Annotated in this window: 20 protein-coding genes; 13 read left to right on the forward strand and 7 right to left on the reverse strand. The window is 64.9% G+C overall.

From position 1 onward, the window contains the following. Window positions 1-74 precede the first annotated feature (74 nt). Window positions 75-1,133, forward strand: coding sequence for an SMP-30/gluconolactonase/LRE family protein (locus P7A97_RS10435; protein ID WP_277689874.1), 1,059 nt, complete (start codon window positions 75-77; stop codon window positions 1,131-1,133). A 169-nt stretch (window positions 1,134-1,302) separates the two neighbouring features. Here the strand turns inward: P7A97_RS10435 and P7A97_RS10440 are convergent, their stop codons facing one another. Continuing rightward, window positions 1,303-2,094 carry a lysophospholipid acyltransferase family protein gene (locus P7A97_RS10440; RefSeq protein ID WP_277689875.1) on the reverse strand — a complete coding sequence of 264 codons (792 nt, stop codon included), beginning with the start codon at window positions 2,092-2,094 and terminating at the stop codon, window positions 1,303-1,305. Between the two features lie 119 nt (window positions 2,095-2,213). On the opposite strand from P7A97_RS10440, the gene P7A97_RS10445 reads away from it, so the two are divergent. After that, window positions 2,214-3,068, forward strand: coding sequence for a sulfurtransferase (locus P7A97_RS10445; protein WP_277689876.1), 855 nt, complete (start codon window positions 2,214-2,216; stop codon window positions 3,066-3,068). A gap of 85 nt (window positions 3,069-3,153) precedes the next feature. On the opposite strand, the gene P7A97_RS10450 is transcribed toward P7A97_RS10445, so the two are convergent. Continuing rightward, window positions 3,154-3,903, reverse strand: a complete 750-nt coding sequence (locus P7A97_RS10450) for an AraC family transcriptional regulator (protein ID WP_277689877.1) — start codon at window positions 3,901-3,903, stop codon at window positions 3,154-3,156. A gap of 420 nt (window positions 3,904-4,323) precedes the next feature. Here P7A97_RS10450 and P7A97_RS10455 point away from each other — a divergent pair, with 420 nt between their 5' ends. The 7 genes from P7A97_RS10455 to cmoB all read left to right on the forward strand — a co-directional run bounded on the left by P7A97_RS10455 (window position 4,324) and on the right by cmoB (window position 11,143). Then, window positions 4,324-5,028, forward strand: a complete 705-nt coding sequence (locus P7A97_RS10455) for a hypothetical protein (protein ID WP_277689878.1) — start codon at window positions 4,324-4,326, stop codon at window positions 5,026-5,028. 54 nt (window positions 5,029-5,082) lie between these two features. Then, window positions 5,083-7,455, forward strand: coding sequence for an endopeptidase La (gene lon, locus P7A97_RS10460; protein ID WP_277689879.1), 2,373 nt, complete (start codon window positions 5,083-5,085; stop codon window positions 7,453-7,455). A gap of 86 nt (window positions 7,456-7,541) precedes the next feature. After that, on the forward strand, window positions 7,542-7,940 hold the full coding sequence (locus P7A97_RS10465) for a protease inhibitor I42 family protein (RefSeq protein WP_277689880.1): 399 nt from the start codon (window positions 7,542-7,544) through the stop codon (window positions 7,938-7,940). Window positions 7,941-8,034: 94 nt separating this feature from the next. After that, window positions 8,035-8,688 carry a lysoplasmalogenase gene (locus tag P7A97_RS10470; RefSeq protein ID WP_277689881.1) on the forward strand — a complete coding sequence of 218 codons (654 nt, stop codon included), beginning with the start codon at window positions 8,035-8,037 and terminating at the stop codon, window positions 8,686-8,688. A 111-nt stretch (window positions 8,689-8,799) separates the two neighbouring features. Continuing rightward, complete coding sequence (locus P7A97_RS10475) at window positions 8,800-9,366, forward strand: hypothetical protein (protein WP_277689882.1); 567 nt, start codon at window positions 8,800-8,802, stop codon at window positions 9,364-9,366. 65 nt (window positions 9,367-9,431) lie between these two features. Next, window positions 9,432-10,175: a carboxy-S-adenosyl-L-methionine synthase CmoA gene (gene cmoA, locus P7A97_RS10480; RefSeq protein ID WP_277689883.1), complete on the forward strand. Its 744-nt coding sequence runs from the start codon at window positions 9,432-9,434 to the stop codon at window positions 10,173-10,175. After that, window positions 10,172-11,143, forward strand: a complete 972-nt coding sequence (cmoB, locus tag P7A97_RS10485; protein WP_277689884.1) for a tRNA 5-methoxyuridine(34)/uridine 5-oxyacetic acid(34) synthase CmoB — start codon at window positions 10,172-10,174, stop codon at window positions 11,141-11,143. Before cmoA ends, cmoB begins: the two co-directional genes overlap by 4 nt. 125 nt (window positions 11,144-11,268) lie before the next feature. Here the strand turns inward: cmoB and P7A97_RS10490 are convergent, their stop codons facing one another. Continuing rightward, a complete protein-coding gene (locus tag P7A97_RS10490) occupies window positions 11,269-12,207 on the reverse strand; it encodes a LysR family transcriptional regulator (RefSeq protein ID WP_277689885.1) in 939 nt (312 codons plus the stop codon). A 129-nt stretch (window positions 12,208-12,336) separates the two neighbouring features. On the opposite strand from P7A97_RS10490, the gene P7A97_RS10495 reads away from it, so the two are divergent. The 3 genes from P7A97_RS10495 (at window position 12,337) to P7A97_RS10505 (ending at window position 17,638) form a co-directional block, all read left to right on the forward strand. Beyond that, window positions 12,337-13,347, forward strand: a complete 1,011-nt coding sequence (locus P7A97_RS10495) for a zinc-binding alcohol dehydrogenase family protein (RefSeq protein ID WP_277689886.1) — start codon at window positions 12,337-12,339, stop codon at window positions 13,345-13,347. A 138-nt stretch (window positions 13,348-13,485) separates the two neighbouring features. Further along, a complete protein-coding gene (locus P7A97_RS10500) occupies window positions 13,486-17,382 on the forward strand; it encodes an EAL domain-containing protein (protein ID WP_277689887.1) in 3,897 nt (1,298 codons plus the stop codon). Between the two features lie 67 nt (window positions 17,383-17,449). After that, window positions 17,450-17,638, forward strand: a complete 189-nt coding sequence (locus P7A97_RS10505) for a hypothetical protein (protein WP_277689888.1) — start codon at window positions 17,450-17,452, stop codon at window positions 17,636-17,638. 6 nt (window positions 17,639-17,644) lie between these two features. Here the strand turns inward: P7A97_RS10505 and P7A97_RS10510 are convergent, their stop codons facing one another. From P7A97_RS10510 to P7A97_RS10520, 3 genes are all read right to left on the reverse strand, one after another. After that, the gene (locus tag P7A97_RS10510) at window positions 17,645-18,832 is read right to left on the reverse strand and encodes a multidrug effflux MFS transporter (RefSeq protein WP_277689889.1); all 1,188 of its coding nucleotides are present in this window, start codon (window positions 18,830-18,832) and stop codon (window positions 17,645-17,647) included. A gap of 82 nt (window positions 18,833-18,914) precedes the next feature. Next, window positions 18,915-22,052 carry an efflux RND transporter permease subunit gene (locus P7A97_RS10515; RefSeq protein WP_277689890.1) on the reverse strand — a complete coding sequence of 1,046 codons (3,138 nt, stop codon included), beginning with the start codon at window positions 22,050-22,052 and terminating at the stop codon, window positions 18,915-18,917. A 12-nt stretch (window positions 22,053-22,064) separates the two neighbouring features. Continuing rightward, window positions 22,065-23,222 (reverse strand): efflux RND transporter periplasmic adaptor subunit, encoded by a 1,158-nt coding sequence (locus tag P7A97_RS10520; protein ID WP_277689891.1) that lies wholly within the window; start codon window positions 23,220-23,222, stop codon window positions 22,065-22,067. A gap of 139 nt (window positions 23,223-23,361) precedes the next feature. On the opposite strand from P7A97_RS10520, the gene P7A97_RS10525 reads away from it, so the two are divergent. Continuing rightward, a complete protein-coding gene (locus P7A97_RS10525; protein WP_277689892.1) occupies window positions 23,362-23,991 on the forward strand; it encodes a TetR family transcriptional regulator in 630 nt (209 codons plus the stop codon). 40 nt (window positions 23,992-24,031) lie between these two features. Here the strand turns inward: P7A97_RS10525 and P7A97_RS10530 are convergent, their stop codons facing one another. After that, window positions 24,032-24,229, reverse strand: a complete 198-nt coding sequence (locus P7A97_RS10530; protein WP_277689893.1) for a cation transporter — start codon at window positions 24,227-24,229, stop codon at window positions 24,032-24,034. Between the last annotated feature and the right edge of the window lie 33 nt (window positions 24,230-24,262).

Here is a 24,262-nt window from a genome sequence, read left to right on the forward strand (position 1 = left end):
TGATGCGGGGCATTCACGCCCCGCATGGCCGGCACGTGTACACTGCCGCCACCTCACCACAAGGAAGAACAACAATGAAGAAGCTCCTGGGTTTGCTGGCGCTGATCCTTGTCGCGACCGCAGCCTATCTCGCAGTCACCCCCAGTCCCATCGAGCCGCTGGCCTGGCAGCCCGACCCTGCCCCGAAAATGACCGGCGTGCTGGAACCCAACGACACCCTGATGAAAGCCGAGCTGCTCGGCAAAGGGCAGATCCACGGCCCGGAAGACACCGCAGTAGACGCCCAGGGGCGGGTCTATGGCGGCCTGCATGACGGCCGGATCATCCGCATCACCGACGGCCAGGTGGAAACCTTCGTCAGCACCGGCGGTCGCCCGCTAGGCATGGACTTCGACGCCCAGGGCAACCTGATCGTCGCCGATGCCTACAAGGGCCTGCTGAGCATCGACCCGGCCGGCAAGATCAGCGTGCTGGCCACCGAAGCCGAGGGTGTGCCCTTCGCCTTCACCGACGACCTCGACATCGCCAGTGACGGGCGCATCTACTTCACCGACGCCTCCAGCAAGTTCCAGCAGCCGGACTACCTGCTAGACCTGCTCGAAGGTCGCCCCTATGGGCGCCTGATGGTGTTCGACCCGGCCAGCGGCAAGACCGAAGTGCTGCTCAAGGACCTGTACTTCGCCAACGGCGTGGCACTGTCGCAGCACGAGGACTTCGTACTGGTCAACGAGACCTACCGCTACCGCATCCAGCGCTACTGGCTGAAGGGCGACAAGGCCGGCAGCCACGAGGTCTTCGCCGACAACCTGCCAGGCATGCCGGACAACCTGCAAGGCGACCGTGCCGGCACCTTCTGGGTGGCCCTGCCGACCCCACGCAAGGGCGACGCCGACTTCCTGCAGAACCAGCCCTGGATCAAGGCCCAGCTGGCCAAGCTGCCACGCGCTCTGTGGCCCAAACCGGCCTCCTACGGCCTGGCCATCGCCCTCAACGAGAAAGGTGAGATCGTGCAGAGCCTGCATGACACCAGCGGCACCCACCTGCGCATGGTCACTTCGGTCAAGCCGGTGGGCGATTACCTGTACCTGGGCAGCCTGGACAACGACAGGATCGGCAAGCTGAAGATTCGCTGATTGCCCGCAACTGAAGACGCCCGCCTTTCGGCGGGCGTCTTCGTTATCGGTGCGGCATATCGTTCAACCCGTTCCAGCCCCGGCAAGACACGAGGCTAATCCCGTAGGCGTAGCCCGGATTGCCAGAAACGGAAAAGCCCGACAAATGGCGGGCTTTTTATTGCGCGAGTCAGGCTGGCTGCTGAGTGAACGAAGGGCTGGGCGCCTGCTGGATCGTATCGCCCAACAGCTCCTGCATGCTCTGGCGGGTCTGCGCCATCAGCTCGGGCAACTGCTCCGGGCTGTAGCGGCTGGTATCGATGGGCTTGCCGATATGCAGCTGCACCGGCTTGCCCAGGTTGAAGCGCCAGGTGCGCGCCGGCAGCACGTCATGGATGCCACGGAAGGCGATGGGCAGGATGATCGCGTTGGTATCCAGAGCCAGGTGGAAGCAGCCTTTCTTGAACGGCAGCAGCTGACCGTCCCTGGAGCGCGTGCCTTCCGGCGCTGCCCACAGGACGATACCGCTCTCCATCATGCGTCGGGCCTTGTCCAGGTCCTGCAGCGCCTGGTGGCGATTGTGTCGATCTACCGAGGGGAACTCGGCCGCGCGAATCGCCGCGCCGAACACCGGAATGCCGAACAGTTCCTTCTTCGCCAGCATGCGGATCGAACCCGGCATCGCGGCAAAGGTGGCGGGAATGTCGTAGTGACTTGCATGCGTGCTGAGCAGGATATAGCGACGGCCGTCGCGAAAATCCGGGACCTGGCCATGCACGCTCAGGTTCATGCGCACCAGGCGCAGCAACAGCCCCGACCAGCGCCGGGTATAACGATCGACATCGGCGCGCTTCAACCGCCCGCAGAGGGCGCGCAACAGCACTTTGCTGCAGAAGTACAGAGTGACCAGCGCCGAGCCCAGGATCACGCCGATACGGCGCGCCAGGTTGGCACTTTCAATGACAGGGTGCAGGCCGGACATGGATACTTCCTCGTCTGGCGCTCGCCGAGACGGCTGGGAGCGCTTCTCTTCATAGGCACGACAGGTCGTGCGCGTGTTCTTATGATGCCCATAGTCCCGAATTCGACACAGGAGTTCCCATGCCGCTCGCCCAATTGATCAGTGCCGATCAGCTGCAGGCCCGCCTGGATGACCCGACGCTGGTGATCCTCGACTGCCGTTTCGCCCTGGACGCCCCGGATTACGGCGCCCGCAGCTATGCCGAGGGGCATATCCCCGGCGCCCACTTCGCCGACCTGGAAAAAGACCTGTCCGGCCCGGTAAGCAGGGGCGTGACCGGCCGCCACCCGCTGCCGGACGCCCACGAGCTGGTGGAAAAACTGCGCGCCTGGGGCATCTGCAACGACTCGCCGGTGGTGCTCTACGACGACGCGCCCGGCGCCTTCGCTGCCCGCGCCTGGTGGCTGCTGGCCTGGCTGGGCAAGCGCGAGGGTGTTTACCTGCTCGATGGTGGCCTCAAGGCCTGGAAAGAAGCCGGCTTGCCGGTTGATACGCAACAACCTGCCGTAGCGCCTGGCAATTTCAGCGGCAAAGCCGACAGTCGCTTACTGCTCAACGCCAGCGAGCTGCAGCAGCGCCTGGACAGCGCGGAGCTGACCTTGCTGGACGCCCGCGCCCTGCCCCGTTTCAAGGGCGAAGTGGAACCGCTCGACCCGGTGGCCGGGCATATTCCCGGCGCCCAGTGCGCGGTGTTCAGCGACAACCTGGGCGCCGACGGCCGCTTCCTGCCCGCCGAGCAGTTGCGTGCGCGCTTCGACGCACTGCGCGGCCATCGACCAGTTGAAGCAGTGGTGGCTTACTGCGGCTCCGGCGTCACCGCCTGCCACAACCTGTTCGCCATGAGCCTGGCCGGCTACCCGCTGGCACCGCTGTACGCCGGCTCGTGGAGCGAGTGGATCACCGACCCGACAAGGCCGGTGGCAACTGGCGATTGAGACAGGCGGGAGGGAGCTTGGCCGCGACGACTCGATCACACGCCCCGGAGAGTCGCGGTCAGGGCGGAGTTCCGCCCAGCCCCTCCTACAAACCGCGCAACCGTTTGGGCGTCAGCCCCATATAGCGGCGCATGGCGGTGGTCAGCGCGCTCTGGCTGGAAAAGCCGCACTCTTCAGCGATCCGCACTAGCGCCAGCGGGCTCTCGCGCAGCAGGCGCGCGGCGTGGTCGAGGCGAGTCTTGAGCAGATACTGATGCGGGGTCAGGCCGACACTGTCCTTGAACTGGGCGTGGAAATGGCTGGGACTCAGGCAGGCCACCTGGGCCAGTTCGACCACCGTGATACGCCGCGCCATGTGTTCGGCGATATAGGCATCCAGCCGGGCCACATCCAGGCTGGCCACGGGTTGCTTGCGGCCCTGGCCGAACAGACGCAAGTGCAGGGCCCGCAACAACACGCCACCCAGCGCACGGGCCAGATGCACATCGCTGCCATAGCGAGCCAGCTCGGCACCTGCATAGCTCAGCAAGTGCTGGAAGTCGGCATCCAGGGTGGGGTAACGCGGGCTTTCGAAGAGTTCGGCCAGCAGGCTGAGGTCTTCGGCCGGCGTGCCACGCCCGTCCAGGTCAAGGATCAGCATGCGGTTGTCGCCCACGCCGGCGAATTCATGGGCCGCATCCCCCGGCACCAGGCAGGCACGCATGCGGCATACCTCGCCGCCGCGCCCGTCTACCTCGAATTCGGCGCGCCCGGCCAACGACAGCACCAGCTGATGGTGATCGTGAGCATGGACGTGGGCCTGGTCATCCAGGCGCATCAGGCGCGCTGCAAGCATCTCGGCATACCGGCAAAGGACAAGCGCGCACTTTACCGGGTTGCACCCTTAAACAACATGGGTTGCGACGAGTGACACCAAGCCCTTGCTTCGCCTCGGTCACCCAATACCGCCTGTCTGCAGCGCCGCCCACGCCTTGCAGCCCCCGTACACCGGCGGCCTTCACGAGCAAGCCCTGCAGGCTTTCGCGCAGACGCACCAAATAAGTGAGCCCTAACGCCTGGGCGCACAAAGCCTGGGCAACGATATGCGCAGCCTCGACCACCGCTGATGCTGCCTGTCAGTCGGCTCAAGCTAGCGCGACTGACGAGCAAGCCACGCAGCCGAGCCAGGCACTGAACGCCGCGCGCTGGCGAACAGCCCGAAGAAGCTGGCAAAGGACTTGCTTGATCCAGTCACCACCCCGATGAGCCAAACCGCATGAGCCCCGAACTGTTTTTCGCCGTTGGCCTGGGCATCGCCCTGCTGGTACTGGGCCAGCTGCTGACCCGCCGGGCCAGCCAGCTTCACCGCGCCACCCTCAATGAATTGCAGGGCCAGTGCCTGCAGCGCAGCCTGGAACTGTTGCGCGCCCTGCAAAAGCACCGCGGCCTCGGCGCCCAGTACGACGTCGCCAGCGTCAGCCAACGCAATGCCCTGGCCCGCCAGCTCGACCAGCTGTGGCTGAACTGGCCCGGAGAAAGCCTGGAACTGGCGCCGCTGCACCAAGAGTGGCCGCGCCTGCGCATGAAACCCGCCGATTTCGACGCCCACAGCCAGGTGATCGCCGAGCTGCTGCAGGTCATCGAGCAGCTGGAGGCTCGCCTGCAGCACAATGGCATTCAGGGCCTGGCCCTGGCCTGTCGCAACCTCGAAGACCTGGCTCGCCTGCGCGGCCTGGCCGTGCGGGCGGCCAACTACGACAAGTGCCCGCCCGTGCTGCAGGAACAGATGCGCAAGCTCTGCCTGCAGATCGCCGCCAGCGACGCCGACCAGCAACTGCAGGCCTTGCTGCAGCGCCTGAGCGCCGAGCTGATCGAGGCGCAGACCACCCGCCTCGGCCCGGCCGACTGTTTTGCCCTGCTCACTCCGGTGATCGAACAACGCCTGCAGAGCCTGCCCGCGCACCAGCAGATCCTCGGTTGAAAACCCCGGAGCACCGCCCCATCTAGCACTGAACAGTGCAAACCAAGGTGCTCCATGAACGATCAGGACTCGCAAGAACACGCCACCGGCCTGGTACTGCCCGCCGAACGCCTGCCGGACAAACTGTACATCCTGCCCATCCACAACCGCCCGTTCTTCCCGGCCCAGGTGCTGCCGGTGATCGTCAACGAGGAGCACTGGGCAGAAACTCTGGAGCTGGTGGCCAACACCGAGCACAAGAGCCTGGCACTGTTCTACGTCGACCAGCCGGTGACCGACCCGCGCCACTTCGACACCGCCAGCCTGCCCGAGCACGGCACCCTGGTGCGCCTGCACCACATCAGCCGTGAAGACGGCAAGCTGCAGTTCGTCGCCCAGGGGCTGACCCGGGTGCGTGTACGCGGCTGGCTCAAGCGCCATCGCCCGCCCTACCTGGCCGAAGTGGAATACCCGCGCAGCGCCGATGACCCGCGCGACGAGGTCAAGGCCTATGCCATGGCGCTGATCAACGCGATCAAGGAGCTGCTGCCGCTCAACCCGCTCTACAGCGAGGAGCTGAAGAACTACCTCAACCGCTTCAGCCCGAATGATCCGTCGCCGCTGACCGACTTCGCCGCTGCCCTGACCACCGCGCCGGCGGCCGAGTTGCAGGAGGTGCTGGACTGTGTGCCGATCCTGCGGCGCATGGAGAAGGTCCTGCCGCTACTGCGCAAGGAAGTGGAAGTGGCGCGCCTGCAGAACGAGCTGTCCGCCGAGGTCAACCGCAAGATCGGCGAGCACCAACGGCAGTTTTTCCTCAAGGAACAGCTCAAGGTCATCCAGCAGGAGCTGGGCCTGAGCAAGGACGACCGCAGCGCCGACCTCGACGAGTTCCGTGCCCGTCTGCACGGCAAGACCCTCTCCGAGCAGGCGCGCAAACGCATCGACGAAGAACTGAACAAGCTGGCCATCCTCGAAACCGGCTCGCCGGAATATGCGGTCACCCGCAATTACCTGGACTGGGCCACCAGCCTGCCCTGGGGCGTGCTCGGCCAGGACAAGCTCGACCTCGGCCATGCGCGCAAGGTGCTGGACAAGCACCACGCCGGCATGGACGACATCAAGGCGCGCATCACCGAATTCCTCGCCGTCGGCGCCTTCAAGGGCGAGATCGCCGGCAGCATCGTGTTGCTGGTCGGCCCGCCTGGGGTGGGCAAGACCAGCATCGGCAAGTCCATCGCCGAATCCCTCGGCCGGCCGTTCTACCGCTTCAGCGTCGGCGGCATGCGCGACGAGGCGGAGATCAAGGGCCACCGCCGCACCTATATCGGCGCCCTGCCCGGCAAGCTGGTGCAGGCGCTCAAGGAAGTCGAGGTGATGAACCCGGTGATCATGCTCGACGAGATCGACAAGATGGGCGCCAGCTACCAGGGCGACCCGGCCTCGGCTCTGCTGGAGACCCTCGACCCGGAGCAGAACGTCGAATTCCTCGACCACTACCTGGACCTGCGCCTGGACCTGTCCAAGGTGCTGTTCGTCTGCACCGCCAACACCCTCGACTCCATCCCCGGCCCGCTGCTGGACCGCATGGAGGTAATCCGCCTGTCCGGCTACATCACCGAGGAAAAACTGGCTATTGCCAAGAAGCACCTGTGGCCGCGCCAGCTGGAAAAGGCCGGGGTGAAGAAGCGTCAGCTGAGCATCAGCGACGCCGCGCTCAAGGCGGTAATCGAGGGCTATGCCCGCGAGGCCGGCGTGCGCCAGCTGGAGAAACAGCTCGGCAAGCTGGTACGCAAGGCCGTGGTCAAGCTGCTCGACGCACCGGACAGCAAGGTGAAGATCGGCCCCAAGGATCTGGAGGCCTACCTGGGCATGCCGCATTTCCGCAGCGAACAGGTACTCAGCGGCATCGGCGTGATCACCGGCCTGGCCTGGACCAGCATGGGCGGCGCCACCCTACCCATCGAAGCCACGCACATCCACAGCCTAAACCGCGGTTTCAAACTCACCGGCCAGCTGGGTGACGTGATGAAGGAGTCGGCGGAGATCGCCTACAGCTACATCGCCGCCAACCTGCCACAGTACGGCGGCAGCCCCGGCTACTTCGACCAGGCCTTCGTCCACCTGCATGTGCCGGAAGGCGCCACCCCCAAGGACGGCCCCAGCGCCGGCATCAGCATGGCCAGCACCCTGCTGTCCCTGGCGCGCCAGCAGGCGCCTAAGCAAGGTGTGGCCATGACCGGCGAACTGACCCTGACCGGCCAGGTGCTGGCCATCGGCGGCGTGCGCGAGAAGGTGATCGCCGCGCGCCGGCAGAAGATCCACGAACTGATCCTGCCGGAGGCCAACCGTGGCGACTTCGCCGAGCTGCCGGACTATCTAAAGGCAGGTATTACCGTGCACTTCGCCAAGCGCTACAGCGATGTCGCCAAGGTGCTGTTCGACTGATACCTGCGGGCAGGCGCATGCGCACCTCGCCCACGGGTCGATTCAACCGCTATGCTGTGCGGGTTTGCGCACAACAGGAGCCCGCCATGAACCTCGCTCAACGCCTGCTGCTTCCCGCCAGCCTTGCCCTGCTGGCGGCCTGTTCCAGCCAGCCTGGTAGCGTGATCCTGCAGGAGAAACAGTTGGGCAACTGCCCGATGGAGCTGCGCAAGGGCCAGACCCTCAACATCAGCCTGCCGAGCAACCCCACCACCGGCTTTCGCTGGGTCGTGGCCGACGCCGCACCGGGCGTGCTGCGCAGCCTCGGTCCGGAGGTGTACACCACACCGGAAGACGCCGGTGTAGTCGGCGGCGCCGGCAAGTCCACCTGGCGCTACGAGGTCTACCAGAAAGGCGACGGTCGCCTGCTGATGGAGTACCGCCGCCCATGGGAAGTGGAAGTGGCACCAGCCAAGGTCATCGACTGCCCGCTCAGCGCACGCTGATGGCGCCATAGGCTGGGCGTACTGGCATCCCGCGCCAGGCGGCCAAGCCACGTGCAGGAAATAATCGGCGCATACCACAACCAGAGAAAACCCTATGCGCCCTCTGCTCAGCCTGCTCGCCCTGGCCGGTGTCGGCCTGTTCCTGCTCGGCCTGCACCTCGAACTCAAGTGGCTGACATTGCTCAGCAAACCCCTGCCGGTAGTCTGCCTGCTGCTGTGGCTGCGCAGTGCACCAGCCTCCACGTACCGCAACTGGGTTGCCATCGGCCTGGGCTTTTCCCTATTGGGTGACATGCTGCTGGAGTGGCCGGCGGATCTGTTCGTCTTCGGCCTTGGTGCCTTCCTGCTCGCCCACCTGGCCTATCTGGTGGCCTACCTGGGCGACAGCCGCCGCCTGGCGCCTGGCGCCCTGCTGATCGCCGCTGTGGTGGCTGGCAGCATGTTCGCCCTGTTGGCCAGTGCCGGGCTGGGCCCTCTGCTGCTGCCCGTGGCGCTGTACAGCCTGGCCATCGGCTGCATGCTATGGCGCGCCCTCGCCCGCCTGGGTTCGCCCGACATCGCCAGCCGCTCGGCCTGGCTGGCGGCAGTCGGCGCAGCGCTGTTCGTCCTGTCGGACAGCCTGATCGGCCTCAACCGCTTTGTCGCGCCGTTCGAGGGCGCCCGCTACGCCATCATCCTCACCTACTGGCTGGGGCAATTCGGCATCGCGGCCTCGGTGCTGGCCCTGCGCCCTCAGTCGCGACTGTAGAACCCGCTGCGCCTGGCGACGGCGGGACGGTCACAGACTTCAAGATACGGACGGCAGCCCGGCGCCAAATCGACTATAGAAAGAAAGCGGTTCAGACATAAGGAGTCCGTCATGCGCAGTACCCGCTGGATTACGCTGCTCCTCCCATTGCTGCTGGCCGGTTGCGGCAGCCTTCTACCCAGCGAGCGCGCCGAAGTGCTCTCACCGTTCAACGACTACCTGGATGCGGAAATCCGCTACTCCCAGGCCCAGCCGGGCACCACCACGCGCTCCGAGCTGTTTTCCCTGGGCTTCGACCCACTGAGCCAGGGCAACGGCAAGATGCTCTCGTTCATCGACCTGCGCGTGATGTTCGTCCAGCCCAACGTGCCTATCGAGTACCTGCCGGACGGCCTGCTCAAGTGCCTGGAGGCCAAGGATCGCTGCATCGGCTACGCCTTCGACTTCAACAAGACCGATACACAGCGGGTCGGCAGCTTCTGGGCCGACGTGTTCAATTTCCGCAAGAAGCGCGAGTTGCAGGGCTGGGCCTTCCGCGCCGTGTTCGTACTGGTCGATGACACCCTGGTGCACAAGGTCAGCAATGGCGAACCGAACATCCGCCGCTACGAGGTCAAGCGCAACCCGCTGGGCCCGCTGCAGGGCGCCGGCGAGTTCTTTTCCGACCAGCTGAAGTGATGATGGTTGGGCGTCGCCACGCTCTTGGCTAGAATGCCGGCCTTTGAGCCGCCGACCCCAGCCCCGTGAAACAGACTCCCGACCGCATCTTCGCCCAGCCTCTGGAACAGGTACCCGACTTCGTCTTCAACGAGGACGTGGCCAAGGTCTTTCCGGACATGATCAAGCGCTCGGTGCCGGGCTACCCGACCATTGTCGAGAACCTCGGCGTGCTGGCCGGGCAATTCGCCCAGCCCCACTCGGTGCTGTACGACCTCGGCTGCTCCCTCGGCGCAGTGACCCAGGCCCTGCGCCGCCATGTGCGCAGTGACGGTTGCCGGGTGATCGCGGTGGACAACTCGCATGCCATGGTCGAACGCTGCAGCGAATACCTGCACGCTCAGGACGCCATGTTCCAGGAGCTGCTGCCGGTGCAGGTGATCGAGGCAGACATCCTCAGCCTGGAGTTCCAGCCCGCCTCGCTGGTGGCGCTGAACTTCACCCTGCAGTTCATCGCCCCCGAGCAGCGCCTGGCGTTGCTGAGCCGCATTCGCCAAACCCTGCTGCCCGGCGGCGCGCTGATCCTCTCGGAAAAGCTGCGCTTCGAAGACACCGAAGAGCACGCACTGCTGGGCGAGCTGCACCTGGCCTTCAAACGCGCCAACGGCTACAGCGAGCTGGAAATCGCCCAGAAGCGCAGCGCCATAGAGAACGTGATGAAGCCGGACAGCCTGGAGCAGCACCGCGAGCGCCTGCTGGCCGCCGGCTTCTCCAAAGTCGTGCCCTGGTTCCAGTGCCTCAACTTCGCCTCGCTGATTGCCCTGCCATGATTTTTCGCCGCCTCGACCTCGACACCCTGCAACAAGAACTGGCCAGCACGCCGCTGCAAGACTGGGCCGCCGACCTGCCCGCCCAGCTCGACGCCAAACTGGCCATCGGCCATGGCGACCTGGAGCGCTGGTATGCCGCCGTTGAGGCGCTGCCGCCGCTCACGGCCGAACACATCGAACTGCGCGACGAACTGCGCCTGCTCGGTACCTGCGACGACACCTCCCGCGCCGCGCTGAAAACTGCCCTGCAGGGCCTGATTCCCTGGCGCAAGGGTCCCTTCCACCTGTTCGACGTACACATCGACACCGAATGGCGTTCGGACTGGAAATGGTCGCGCGTCGCCCCGCATCTGGACCTGGCCGGCAAACGCATCCTCGATGTCGGCTGCGGCAACGGCTACTACATGTGGCGCATGCTTGGCGCTGGCGCCAGGGCCGTGGTCGGCGTCGACCCCAACTGGCTGTTCCTCAACCAGTTCCTCGCGGTGAAGAACTACCTGCCGGATGCCGCGGCCTGGCACCTGCCGCTGGCCCTGGAAGAACTGCCGGCCAAGCTGGAAGGCTTCGACACCGTGTTCTCCATGGGCGTGCTCTACCACCGCCGCTCGCCCATCGACCACCTGCTCGACCTCAAGGACAAGCTGCGGCGCGGTGGCGAACTGGTGCTGGAAACCCTGGTGGTCGAAGGCGACAACCAGCAGGTGCTGGTACCCGAGGATCGCTATGCGCAGATGCGCAACGTCTGGTTCCTGCCCTCGGTGCCGGCGCTGGAGCTGTGGCTGCGCCGTGCCGGCTTCGTCGACGTGCGCTGCGTGGATGTCTCCACCACCAGCGTCGAGGAACAACGCAGCACCGACTGGATGCGCTACCAGTCGCTCCCCGAATTCCTCGACCCGGCCGACCACAGCCGCACCATCGAAGGCCTGCCCGCCCCGACCCGCGCCGTGCTGCTGGCGCGCAAGCCCTGAGCAACACTGCACAGACCTGCCGCCGGGGCCCCCCGCTAGCGTAGGCTGGGTAGAGGCGCCATACGCCTAAACCCAGCGCCCCTCAGCTGCTCGCTGGGTTTCGCCAACTAGTGGCTCTACCCAGCCTACAGGACCGGAGCAGACCCGGAAGCGCTCCACGGCGCCTGGTGCAGCACCTCGGCACAGCGTGTCTGGAGAAACTCGCGCAGCAGCCGCACCGGCTGGCTGAGCTGGTCGCGGTGGGCGCAGATCAGGTTGAGCGGGGTCGGCTCACCCAGCCAGTCATGCATCACCACCTGTAGCCGTCCCGCCGTCACATCGCCGGCTACGTCGAGCCAGGACTTGTACACCAGACCCTGCCCCGCCACAGCCCAGCGCCGCACCACATCGGCGTCGTCGCTGACCCGGTTGCCGCTCACCGTCAGCACCTGAACCTGCTTACCCTGGGTGAAACTCCAGCGCTCATGCACCCGCCCGCCGAGCATGTATTGCAGGCAGTTGTGCCGGCGCAGATCGTCCAGCTGCTGTGGCGTGCCATGCCGCGCCAGGTAGCCGGGCGCCGCGCACAGTACCCGGCGGTTGCCGCTGGCCACGGGCAAGGCCACCAGGCTGGAGTCCTCCGGCGCGCCATAGCGCAGGGCCAAGTCCACCGGCTGACGTAGCAGGTCGGTGACCCGGTCGCTGAGCAGCAGACGCAGGTCGAGCTGCGGGTGCTCGGCCTGAAACTCGTCGAGCCAGGGCAGCAAGACATTGCGGCCGAAGTCCGACGGCGCGGCCAGTTGCAGCACGCCATCGAGCCGGTCGCGCCCGCCGGCCAGCTGCTGGCGTCCCGCCTCCAGGCTGGCCAGCGCCGCCCGCGCATGGTTGAGGTACTGCTCGCCCTCCAGGGTCAGGCGCAGGCTGCGGGTCGAGCGCAATAACAGGCGCGCCTGCACCTGTTGCTCCAGGCGCTTGAGCGCCGCGCTGGCCACGGCGGGCGAGCAGTCCAGTTCGCGGGCAGCGGCGGACAGGCTACCCAGCTCGGCCGTGCGCACGAACAGCTGCAGATCATCGAGGCGCAGCATGGCCCTTCCTTTTTCAAAAAAATATTGAAAGAGACTCTATTGCAGTCGGCTTTTTCTCGCCAGACAGATAAAAGACCATGCCAACCACGCAGACTAAGCTGCATGCCACCGACTTCGCGGAGAGCCCGGATGAAAGCCATCGCCTACTATCAGAACCTGCCCATCGACCAGCCCGAGGCTCTCATCGACGTCGAACTGCCAGCCCCGCAGCCCAGCCCACGCGACTTGCTGGTGGAAGTCAGGGCCATCTCGGTCAACCCGGTGGACACCAAGATCCGCCGCAACGTGGCGCCGGAGGCCGGCCAGGCCAAGGTGCTGGGCTGGGACGTGGCCGGGGTGGTGCGCGCGGTGGGCAACGAAGTCAAACAGTTCCGCCCCGGAGACAAGGTGTTCTATGCCGGCGCCATCGACCGTGCCGGCGGCAACAGCGAACTGCACCTGGTGGATGAACGCATCGTCGGGCGCATGCCCGGCTCGCTCGATTTCGCCCGCGCCGCCGCCCTGCCGCTGACCGCCATTACCGCCTGGGAACTGCTGTTCGAACGTCTACAGGTGCGTGAGGGCCAGGGCGACGACCAGAACCTGCTGGTGATGGGCGCCGCAGGCGGGGTCGGCTCGATCCTGCTGCAACTGGCACGCAAACTCACCAACCTGACGGTAATCGGCACCGCCTCGCGTCCGGAAACCCAGGCCTGGGTCACTGAGCTGGGCGCGCACCATGTCATCGACCACAGCCAGCCGCTGCTGCCGCAACTGCAGGCCCTCGGCATCGAGCAGGTAGACATGGTGGCCAGCCTGACCCACACCGATCTGCACTTCGACGCCCTGGTCGAAGCCCTGCGCCCGCAGGGCCGCCTGGCGCTGATCGACGACCCGGCGCAGCTGGACGTGATCAAGCTCAAACGCAAGAGCCTGTCGCTGCACTGGGAATTCATGTACACCCGCTCGCTGTTCCAGACCGCCGACATGGTCGAGCAGCACCGCCTGCTCAACCGGGTCGCGCAACTGATCGACGATGGCGTGCTGCGCACCACTCTGGGCGAGCATTTCGGCAGCATCAACGCCGCAAACCTGCGCAAGGCCCACAGCCTGCTGGAAAGCGGCCGGGCCAAGGGCAAGATCGTGCTGGAGGGGTTCTGAATTCCCGTCCATACGAGCTGGCACCACGACCGTCCATGACAAAGTGCCAGCAGGCACGACGGTAGCGACTAGACTGAAACCAGCCCGGCCAACAGGAGTTCCGGGTCGGTTTCAGTGTGTGTTTGTCGAGGGTTCAGGATGCAACCCAACCTCTCCCGCCCGCTGCGTGTCGCCGGGGCCTATTTGGCCTTCAGCATCGCCTGGATCTTGCTCAGCGACCTGCTGCTGCAGGCGCTGCCGTTCGACGATGCCACCCTGCACAGGCTGCAAACCGTCAAAGGGCTGGCCTTCGTCGCCCTCAGCAGCCTGCTGATTCTGTTGCTGTGCCGTTATGAACTGCGCACCCAGCAACATCTGGAGCAGCGAATGCGCCAGCGTTTGCTGCTGTTGCAACAGACCCAGCGCGATGTCGGCCTGGGCAGCTGGGAATACGATGGTCAGCAGTTCGCCTGGTCTGCCGAGGCACTCCACCTGTTCGAACGCCCGGATAGAGACAATCGCAGCACACTCGACGAACTGCTGAGCTGGCTCCATCCGGCCGACCGCAATGCCGTGCAACGGGCCCTGGAGGCCACCCTGAAAGATGGGGCGCCATTGCTGGTCAATGCCCGCCTCAACCGCCCAAGTAGCGAAACGTCGGTATGGTTGATGCTACGCGGTAGCGCGGATGCCGGCGGTACGGCGCATGGCAGCGTGCAGAATATCAGCAGCCAGAAACGCGACGAACAGGCCCTGCGCGAAAGCGAACAGCGCTTCCGCCAGTTGTTCGAACAGACCCCGCACATCGCCGTGCAGGGCTACGACCGGGAACGTCGGGTGATTTTCTGGAACCAGGCCAGCACCCAGCTCTACGGCTACAGCGTGGCCGAGGCCATGGGCCGGCGTCTTGAAGAGCTGATCATCCCGCCGGCGCACCAGGCCCAAGTGATCAGCAATATCAACGCCTGGATGATCGGCGGTCCGGCCATACCGGCCAGCGAGATCACTCTGCGCCACCGCGACGGCAGCGCAGTTCACGTCTACTCCAGCCACCTGATCATCCACAACGCACGCAATCAGCTGGAGATGTACTGCGTCGATATCGACCTGAGGCAACAGAAGCGCGCGCATCAGTCCCTGGAGGCCAGCGAAGCGCGCTATCGCGAACTGGTCGAACAGCTGCACGAAGCCATCTTCCTCACCGACACCAGCGGGCGCCTGACCTTCCTCAACCCGGCGTGGGAGTCCATCACCGGCTACAGCATCCAGGAAAGCCTGGGCACCCCACTGCTCGACTTCATCGAGGATAACCACCGGGAACGGCTCGCCGAGCAGATGTCCGCCATCTTCTCGCACCAGAGCAGCACCTGGCTCGGCGAGTTGCGCCTGCGCAACGCCAGCGGCCGTCAGCTTTGGGTCGCCCTGCGTCTGGCCACGGAGGTCAGTCCGGAACTGGGCCTGCGCGGCAGCCTCAGCGACATCGACGAGCACCGCCATAGCCTGGCCCTGCAGCAAGCTCGTAATGCTGTACTCGACCGCATGCTGGCGCAGCGCCCGCTGCATGAAACGCTAGGCGACATGGCCCAGCGCCTGGAGCAGATCAGCCCACAGATGATGATCTCCGTCCTCAGCCTGGAGTACGGCAAGCTGCGCGTAATGGCCGCCCCCAGCCTGCCGACCGACTACATCGCGCTCATTGATGGTCTCCCTGCCCAGCTCGGTTTGGGCAGCTGCAGCCATGCCGCCGCCAGCGGCGAGCTGACCGTGACCGACGACATTCTCAAGGACCCTTACTGGGCGGAATATCGTGATGCGGCCCTGCAAGCGGGGCTGCGCGCCTGCTGGTCCCTGCCGTTCAAGAACGACCAGGGCCAGGTGCTCGGCGTATTCGGCATCTACTCCCGCCACCCAACCCGCCCGGCGCAGGAGGACGTGGCCCTGGTCACCGAATTCACCCGCCTGGCCGGGCTCGCGGTACGCCAGCATCAGCGCGACAGCGAACGTCTGCAGAGCGAACTGCGCTTTCGCGCCACCTTCGAGCAGGCCGCCGTCGGCATCGCCCATCTGGCGCCGGATGGGCAGTGGCTGCGCGTCAACCAGCGGCTGTGCCAGATGCTCGGTTACCAGCGTGAGCAGTTGCTGCAACTGACCTTCCAGGACATCACCCACCCAGACGATCTGCTCAAGGATCTGGAGCAAACCCAGCGCCTGCTGAACAACGACATCAACCGCCTGACCCTGGAGAAGCGCTACCTGCGCCACGACGGCAGCATCCTGTGGGCCAAGCTCAATGCCACCCTGGTACGGCATACCAACGGCGAGCCGCACTACTTCATTTCAGTGCTCGAGGATATTGGCCTGCATAAGCAGCATGAGCTGGCTCTGCGCCAGGCGGCCGCGGTGTTCGAAAGCACTCAGGAGGCAGTGGTGATACTCGATGCCAGACGGCGCATCATTACCTGCAACCCGGCCTTCAGCCTGATCACCGGCCTGGGTCCGCAACAGGCCATCGGCGGGCGCCTGCCCCTCAAACCCGGCACCAGCGTGGAGCGCATGCGTTACCGCGATCTGTGGCGCCGGGTACAACGCAGTGGCAGCTGGCAAGGTGAACTCAGTGGACGCAAGGCGGACGGCTCGTCCTTTCCCTTCTGGCTGACGGTCAGCCGGATACGTGACTGCGACCCCAGCCAGCCGCAATACGTCATGACCTTCACCGATCTCAGCCAGTACCGCGAAAGCCAGGAACGGCTGGCCCACCTGGCCCACTTCGACCCCCTCACCGACCTGCCCAACCGGCTCTACGCCCTGGAACGCTTGAACCACGCGCTGGAACATGCCCAACGCCACGGGGAACGGGTAGCGTTGCTGTATTTCGACCTGGACAACTTCAAGACCATCAACGAGAGCCTCAGTCACAAGGTCGGCGACGAGTTGCTGATCGCCGTGGCCCGGCGCCTGCAAAAACGGTTGCGCAACGAAGACACCCTGGCCCGCCTGAGCAGCGACGAGTTTCTGGTGGTGCTGGAGAACCTGCAGCGCCCGGAGGAAGCCGCCGGCATTGCCCGCACCCTGATCGAACTGCTGGAGCGCCCCCTGCCATTGGGCAGCGGTCACGAGGCCTATCTGAGTGCCAGTATCGGCATCAGCCTGTACCCGGACGACGGTACGAGCAGTGACGATCTGCTGCGCAATGCCGACAGCGCCCTGCACCAGGCCAAGCAGGAAGGACGCAACACCTTCCGCTTCTATACCCAGGGGCTGACTCATCAAGCGCACACCCGTCTGAGCCTCGAAGGCCGACTGCGCCAGGCGCTTAAACGCAATGAATTCACCCTGCACTACCAGCCGCTGGTCAGCGCCAGCGACGGCAGTGCCATCGGCGTGGAAGCGCTGCTGCGCTGGAACAGCCACGAGGGCATGGTTTCCCCCGCCCAATTCATCCCCCTGGCCGAAGACACCGGACTGATAGTCCCCATCGGCACCTGGGTACTGCGCGAGGCCTGCCGGCAGATGCAGTTCTGGCGCCAGCAAGGCCTGAGCCTGCAAACCCTGGCCGTCAACCTGTCGCCGCGCCAGTTCCGCCAGGCCGACCTAGTGCAACAGGTGCGCGACGCCCTGCACGACAGCGGCCTGCCGGCCGAATACCTGGAGCTGGAAATAACCGAAGGGGCGCTGATGGAGAACCTAGAACAGGCCCAGGCAACACTGGCCGCGCTGAAGGCGCTGGGCATCAAACTGGCCATCGATGACTTTGGCACCGGCTACTCATCCCTTGCCTACCTGCGACGCTTCCCCCTGGACAAGCTGAAGATCGACCAGAGCTTCATGCAGGGCGTGCCCCAGGATCAGGCCAATCTGGAGATCACTGCTACCATCATCGGCCTGGCCCGTAGCCTCAAGCTGAACGTGCTGGCCGAGGGTGTGGAAACCCGCGAGCAGCTGCAGGCCCTGCGTCAGCTGGGATGCGAACAATGTCAGGGCTATCTGTTCAGCCGTCCGCTGAGTGCACTGCAGCTGGCCCACTGGCTACGTAGCAGCGAGCAATCGGCGAGTTGATCCAGATCATGGCGAGCAGCCGATTCGCGCCTAGACTGCAATCTCCGGTTCAATCTGGAGAGCAGCGATGAACATCCTCATCCGCCCCATGCAAAGTGCCAGCGGGACACGCTGGCAGGTGTGCCTGGATCAGCACGGCGTGAGTTTCCGCAGTGAAGCCGAAGCGCAGGAGTTCGTCCGCATCCTGCGCGCGCGCCTGCAGGCACCGCACCCCCTGCCCTGGCGCAATACGCCGGCGGTACGCAGCGCCAGCTGAGCTGACTCAGAACTCCAGCGACAGCTTGCGCGCGTGGCGAGTGGTCAACAGCGCCAGCACGACGGTCAGCGCCCCGCACAGCATGATGACCAGCGCCATCGGCCGGGCCGTGCCGTCGTGCAGCACGCCGACCACAATCGACGCGCCGGCCGCCACGCAGAATTGCAAGGAACCGATCAACGCCGAAGCGCTACCGGCCTGCGCGCCCTGTCCAGCCATGGCGCAGGCAGTGGCATTAGGCAGAATGCACGACAGGCTGGCCATGCAAACGAACAGCGGCAGCAGCAACGGCCAGAGCTGCTCCGGCTGCTGCATAGCCACCAACAGCAACGCCAGCGCCGACGCCAGGTAGACCCAGACAGTGCGCTTGAGCCAGTAGCCGGGGCCGTGATGGCGTAACAACCAGCCATTGAACTGGGCGGTGATGATGAAACCGGCGGCATTCATGCCGAACAGCCAACCGTAGATCTCCGCCGACACGCCATAGAGCTCGATGAAGACGAAGGGTGAACCGGAGATGTAGGCGAACATGCCGGCCATGGCCACCCCTCCCGTGATGCCATAACCGATAAGCAGAGGGTCGTGCAGCAGACGCCAGTAGCGCCCGAGCGCACCGCGCAGAGGTTGCGCCGGCAGCGAGGGCGAACGGGTTTCCGGCAGCCAGAGCAGCACGCCAATCAGGCAGAGCGCACCGAACAGCATCAGCCCATAAAAGATCGACTGCCAACCGAACAGGTGCAGCAAAATACCGCCGCCCAGGGGCGCCAGGATAGGCGCCACGCCCATCACCAGCATCAGCTTGGAAAACGCCTTGGCCGAAGCCAGCGGGTCGCACAAATCACGCACCACCGCGCGCGAGATGACCATGCCGGCACAGCCGCCCAGCGCCTGCACGGAGCGCGCGACGATCAACCACTCCAGACTCTGTGCCAGGGCACAGGCCAGCGACGCCAGCACGAACAGCACCACGCCCGCCAGCAGCGGACGGCGCCGGCCGAAACGATCGGCCAGGGGGCCATAGATCAACTGCCCCAGCGCAACACCGGCGAAGTAGGACGCCAGCGACAGCTGTATATGTTCGACATCCGTGCTGAACGCCTTAGCCAAGGCAGGAAAGCTCGGCAGGTAAAAGTCGATGGCCATGGGCCCGAAAGCACTCAGAGCGCCAAGGATCAACAAAATACGAAAGCTCATGAGTCATCCAGTGCAGGGTTGCCCCCGAAAAAACCAAGGGCGCCCAATGGGCGCCCGCTTACAGGCTGACAGATTGTCGCTGTCAGTGCGGCTCGTGGGGGCTCGCCGTTTTCTTGTTGCGCCCCAGCTTTTCTCCCAGCGACTCCACCAGCAGGTAGAACATCGGGATCATGAAGGTTGCCAGCAGGGTGGCAGCGAGCATGCCGCCAATCACCCCGGTACCGATGGAATGACGGCTGGCGGAACCAGCCCCGGTGCTGATGGCCAGTGGCACGCAGCCGAGGATGAAGGCCAGCGAGGTCATCACGATGGGACGGAAGCGCAGTTTGGCCGCCTCGAACGCCGATTCGAAGATACCCTTGCCCTCGGCACGCAGCAGCACGGCGAACTCGACGATAAGAATGGCGTTCTTCGCCGCCAGGCCGATCAGGGTGACCAGACCAACCTGGAAGTACACATCGTTCTGGATACCACGCAGCCATACGGCAAGGATCGCGCCGAACACGGCGAAGGGCACCGCGGTGACTACCGCCAGCGGGAGCGTCCAGCGCTCGTACTGGGCCGCGAGGATCAGGAACACCATGATCAGACCGAAGACGAACGCCGTGCTGCCCGAACCCTGGGTCGCCACTTCCTGGTAGGCCGAGCCGATCCAGCCCAGGCTGTATTCGCTGCCCAGCACCTCATCGGCCACCTCCTGGATGGCCGTCAGCGCCTGCCCGGAGCTGTAACCCGGCGCCGGGCCGCCGAGGATCTTCGCCGCCGGATAGACGTTGAAGCGCGCGTAGGTATCCGGGCCGAGGATACGCTTGACCTTGATCAGGGTAGTCAGCGGCACCAGGTCGCCACCCGAAGCGCGTACATAGACCTGCGACAGGTCTTCCGGCTTGCGACGGAACTCCGACTCCGACTGCAGGCTGACCTGCCAAGTGCGGCCGTACAGGGTGAAGTCGTTGACGTAGTAGCTGCCGAAGGTGGCCTGCATGGCGGTGAACACATCGCTGATCGACACGCCCAGGGCACGCGCCTTGGTGCGGTCCAGGTCGATGTAGTACTGCGGCACATTGGCACTGAAGGTACTCTGCACCCCGGCCAGCTCCGGGCGTTTCTGGGCCGCGGCGAGGAATTCCTGCACCTTGGCCGCCATCTGCTCGACGCCGGCGCCACCACGGTCCTGGATATAGCCCTCGAAACCACCGGTAGTGCTCATGCCGGTAATCGGCGGCGGGTTGAAACTCATGACCACGCCGTCCTTCTCGGACAACCCCATGCCCATGAACTCACGGGTCAGATTACGCGCGTCCAACTCCGGCGTGGTGCGCTCGGACCAGTCCTTGAGCGGTACGAAGCTCACCCCGGCGTTGGTGCGCTGGCCGGAGGTCAGCACGTCAAAACCGGCGAACGTCACCACATCCTCCACCGCGGGATGCTTCATCAGCTGCTCGGTGAAGTCGTGGGTCAGCGCATCGGTACGGTTGATCGAGGCCGCCGGCGGCAGGAAGTAGGCGTTGATCACATAGCCCTGATCCTCGTCAGGCACCAACGACCCCGGCACGCGAGCAAACAGTCCGATGGTCAGGACAATCATGCCGCCGAACAACAGCAGGCCAATCAGCGAGCGCTTGAGGAAGAAGGCCACGCCGGCGCCATAGCCGTCGGTCAACTTATCGAAGAAGCGGTTGAAGGCCCGGAACGGTGCCGCCGGTTCCCTGTGCTCATCCTTCAGCAGCAAGGCGCAGAGGGCTGGCGACAAGGTCAAAGCGACAATCCCGGAAATCACCACCGACACGGCGATGGTGATGGCGAACTGTTTGTACATCTCGCCCGCCAACCCGCCGAGGAAACCCACCGGCACGAACACGGCGCACAGCACCAGGACGATGGCGATGATCGGCCCCGTGACCTCTTCCATCGCCTCGATGGCGGCTTCGCGGGCAGCCAGCTTCTTGGTACGCATTACCCGCTCAACGTTCTCGATCACCACGATGGCGTCGTCCACCACGATGCCGATGGCCAGCACCAGGCCGAACAGGGTCAGCAGGTTGATGGAAAAACCCAGGGCATACATGCCGGCGAAGGTGCCGACCAGCGATACCGGGATGGCCAGCACCGGGATCAGCGTGGCGCGCCAGTTCTGCAGGAACACGAACACGACCAGCACCACCAGCACCAGCGCTTCGCCGAAGGTGTGGACCACCTCCTCGATCGAGACCTTCACGAACTTGGTGGTGTCGTAGGGGATCTTGTAGGTGATGCCTTCGGGGAAACGCTTGGACAGCCGCTCCAGGGTGTTCTGTACCGCCTCGGCGGTATCCAGCGCATTGGCGCCCGGCTGCAGATAGACACCGAACGCGGCGTTCTGCTGGCCGTTAAGGCTGGTCACCAGGGCATAGTCCTGGGCGCCCAGTTCGATGCGGGCGACGTCCCTGAGCAACAGGCTGGCGCCGGTGGCATCCGAGCGCAGAATCACGCTCTCGAACTCCTTGGGATCGGTGAAACGCCCTTGAGTGGTCACCGTGTAGGTAAAGTCCTGCGGCGTCTGCAGCGGCTGCTGACCGAAGCTACCGGCGGCGAACTGCGAGTTCTGCTCGCGGATGGCGTTGACCACATCGGTCGGCGTCAGGTCGAACTGGGCCAGCTTGTCCGGCCGCAGCCAGATGCGCATCGAGTAGTCCTTGGAGCCGAACTGACTGACATCACCGACGCCGGGCAGACGCTTGAGCTCGTCGATGACATTGATCAGCGCGTAGTTGGAAATGAAGATCGGGTCTTTTGAATTGTCCGGCGAGTAGAGGGTGACCACCTGGAGAATGTCCGAAGACTTCTTCTCCACCTTCACCCCCTGCCGGCGCACTTCCTCCGGCAGCTTGGCCAGGGCGGCCTGCACCCGGTTGTTGACGTCGATGGTGGCCTGGTCCGGGTCTCGACCCACCGCGAAGTACACCGACAGGCTCATGGCGCCGCTGGCGGCCGAGTTGGAGAGCTGGTAGATCATGCCCTCGACGCCATTGATTTCCTGCTCCAGCGGCGCGGCCACGGTCTCGGCAATGACCTGGGCGCTGGCGCCCGGATAGCTGGCCGACACCGACACCTGCGGCGGCAGAATCTGCGGATACTGGGCCACGGGCAGCGCCTTCATCGCCGACAGACCGGCCAGAATGATGACGATGGAGATGACCGCGGCGAATACCGGCCGGTCGATGAAGAACTTGGAGATCATGGCCAGGCCCTCTTACTGCTGTGCAGCGGCAGCGGGCTTGTCGACCACCTTGACCGGCGAGTTAGGCCGCACCTTGGGCAGCCCTTCGACGATGACCTTGTCGCCGGCCTCGATACCGCTTTCCACCACCCAGCGCCCCTCGGCGGTATGTGCGGTGCTCACGGGCCGCACGCGGGCCAGGCCTTCCTGGTCCACTACATAAACGAAGGTGCCGTTCGGCCCCTGGGAAATCGCGCGCTCCGGAACGGTGACGGCGTTGGGTTTGCTGATGCCCTTGACCACCACGCGCACGAACTGCCCCGGCATCAGCGCCTGGTCCGGGTTGGGCACCACGGCGCGCACGCTGACGGTGCCGGTGCTGCGATCGATAGTGCTGTCGGTGAAATCCACCTTGCCTTGCAGCGGGTAGCTGCTGCCATCGCCGTACTTGATCTCCACGCTCATCTCCTGGCCGCCCTCGCGCACCAGCGCGCCGCTCTGCAGGCCACTGCGCACATCGGATACCTCACGGTCGGGCGCCGCGAAATTGACGTAGATAGGGTCGAGCTGGGTGATCTGGGTCAGCAGACTGGCATTGGGATCGCCGGCCACCATGAGGCTGCCTTCGGACACCGTTTCCTTGCTGGTGATGCCGGAAATCGGTGCCTCCACCGTGGTGTAGTCAAGGTCGATCTGCTTGGCCTGCACCTCGGCCTTGGCCGCTTCGATGTTGGCTTTGCTCTGCTCGAAGTTGGAGATGGCGTTGTCCAGTTCGCTCTCGCTGGCGAAGCCCTTCTTCTGAAGCTCACGGATACGCTTGAGGTCGCGCTCGGTCTGCCGGTAGCGCGCCTGCTCCTGGGCCAGCGCGCCCTTGGCTCGCGCCAGGGCAGCCTGATAAGGGCGCGGATCGATGCGGAACAGCACCTGCCCCTGCTTGACCTGGCTGCCCTCCTGATAGGTGCGCTCCTGCAGAATGCCGCTGACCTGGGCCCTTACCTGAACCTCGCGGAAGCCCGCGGTACGCGCCGGATATTCGAACTGCAGCGGCAGCGACTCGACCTTGACCGCCTCCACCACCACTTCTGGCGGCGGCATCTGCTGGCCACCGCTCTCTGCGGCTTGCGCCTGTGCGCCAAGCAGCAGCCCGATGCCAAGGATTGCGAGCGGGAGGGAGGGTTGGCGAGCAGGCATATGTCGTCTCCGTGACGTTCAATTCGGGCGGCCGGGAATGCTAATTACATACATACATGACTGTAAACAAATGAATGGCGCAAATATCGCTACACTGCGTTCCCCAGCACAGAGCCTAGTCCGAATCCGTCTACCCGACATGCGCAGAACCAAAGAACAAGCAGAACAAACCCGCGTCGCCATCCTCGCCGCCGCCGAACAACTGTTTCTGGAAAAAGGTGTGGCCCACTGCAGCCTGGAGCAGATCGCCAGCGCCGCCGGCGTGACCCGCGGCGCCGTGTACTGGCACTTCGAGAACAAGGCGCACCTGTTCCACGAAATGCTCAATCAGATACGCCTGCCGCCAGAACAGATGGCCGAACGCTTGTGCGCCTGTACCGATGGCGACGCCCTGCTGGCCCTGCGCGAACTCTGCGTGGAAGCCATCGAGAACCTGGCCCGTGATGAACAGAAACGCCGTGTCTTCACCATCCTGCTGCACCGCTGCGAATTCACCGATGAACTGCGCGAAGCCAAGGAGCGCCACGACGCCTTCATCAACCAGTTCATCGAACTGGTTGAGAACCTGATGGCTCAACCCGCCAACCGCGCGCGCCTGCGCCAGGGCATCACCCCGCGCCTGGCCGCCCGCGCCCTGCACGCCTTGATTGTCGGCCTGTTCACCGACTGGACCCGCGACCCCAGCCTGTTCGACCCGTTGACCGATACAGGCCCCATGATCGACGCGCAGTTGCAGGGCCTGCTGCACGACTGGCAGGCACCGGCCTGAACCGAACAGGCTCAGCCGGCGGCTGCAAAAGCGCCCGGGGTCAGGCAGCCTCGGCCTGGTAACCCCGATCGCGAACCGCCTGCAGCAGTTGCTCCAGGCTCTGCACACTGATGACCCGTACTTCACCCGCACCGAGATCGACCTGGATCTGAGCCGCCGGGTCACCGGCCTGCAGAGCACGGGTAATGGCGCGGACACAATGACCGCAGGTCATGCCGGACACTTTCAGAATATGCATGGTGGTGCCTCCTCATCTGGTTGACCTCTTCAC

The organism is Pseudomonas sp. GOM6 (assembly GCF_029537485.1).
Classification (GTDB): Bacteria; Pseudomonadota; Gammaproteobacteria; order Pseudomonadales; family Pseudomonadaceae; genus Aquipseudomonas.